Origin of the sequence: Bacillus sp. JJ1764 (genome assembly GCF_036962145.1) — a bacterium.
GTDB lineage: Bacteria > Bacillota > Bacilli > Bacillales > Cytobacillaceae > Neobacillus.
Map to the genome: position 1 here is coordinate 1 of NZ_JBALNY010000242.1, position 1,256 is coordinate 1,256.

Sequence of the window (1,256 nt, forward strand, 5' to 3'; positions counted from 1 at the left end):
TTATTAATGTATTATGATATTAGAGTCATTAATCAAGGAGAGTTGGTTTTTTAATGTTACACTTAAATATGAGTACGAAAAAAGTAACTAAAATATTTTTAGAGTTGAGGTATAAAGAGATTTTTTCTCTTCCTGAAAACAAATTCAAAATATTAGATAAGCTAAGTAAAAACTTTTCAGAATTTGATACCAATCAAGCTGATAGAATTGTTATGTTCAGTCCGGAAAAAAGACTTACTGCTCATATTTTTATCAATCGGTTAACTATTGATTGGGATGACCCCACTAGCATTACAGATTTCAATAAAATTTGCGCTCATTTTATAAAAACACTAAATTCTGTAATAAAAATTGAAGAACCAAAAAGAATTGGGATCAGGACTTTTTTAGGATTTAAGGTTGAGAATCAAAAGGAAATAGAAAATTATATACTTAATAAATTTTTTAGTGCTAATGCAAAGAATACATCTGAAATTGCTGATGAAATCTATAACCCTCGTCTACAAATTAGCGGTCGAAAGGGAAATATACTTTTCAATTTTGGAATAGGTACTTTTCAAGAACAAATTATTCAAGGTGAGCTCCCTAAACCGGCATTTGCAGTTGTTAATAATTATTTGAATTTTGATATTGATGTTTATAAGGAATCTGGAATAAGTGTAAATAATCCCGATAGTTTTCTAAACACAACACAAGATTTTATTGATAATAAAATGATTCAATACATAAAAAGTGTATAGGGGTGAATTTAAAATGAATCCATCCCGAACTACTTTAAACAATAACCAAAATGAATCCGGAACTACAAGTTTCGAAAACAATTCTAACGTAATTGATATAACAAAAAGATTAGGTACCAACAATTTGGATTTATCTTCAGAGCCGGATGAGTATACTAGGATTTATGAAGCTCAAGACAGTCATAGAAAAATAGTCCTTCCTCCAATTTATGTTGAACCTGGCTATCGCACAAAAATTCATGTTAAAAAAGAGAAAAATTCTTTATCAAATGAATTAAATGGAGGAGAATTTCCAAAAGATAGAGAATATGATAATAATGAACGGATATTAAAAGAGTATTTAATAAATTTAAAGGAACATAACAAATTGAAGGATGAATATACCCAAGCAATTGATAAAATTTCAGATTTGACAACTTTAAATAGAAATTTGGTTGAAGAAAATGAAAGTCATTTATCAATTATTAAAAACCTGAGAAGGGAGTTAACAATCATGGAAACAAAACCCTTAAAAAA

The 1,256-nt window shown here is 27.9% G+C and carries 1 protein-coding gene; it reads left to right on the forward strand.

What is annotated here, in order from left to right:
* Positions 1-53 precede the first annotated feature (53 nt).
* Entirely contained in the window at positions 54-740 is a 687-nt protein-coding gene (locus V7083_RS23255; protein ID WP_335482534.1) for a hypothetical protein, read from the forward strand.
* The last annotated feature ends 516 nt before the right edge of the window (positions 741-1,256 follow it).

Coding starts and splice junctions, on each gene's coding strand:
- V7083_RS23255 (WP_335482534.1), top strand. CDS start 54: ATGTTACACTTAAATATGAGTACGAAAAAAGTAACTAAAATATTTTTA.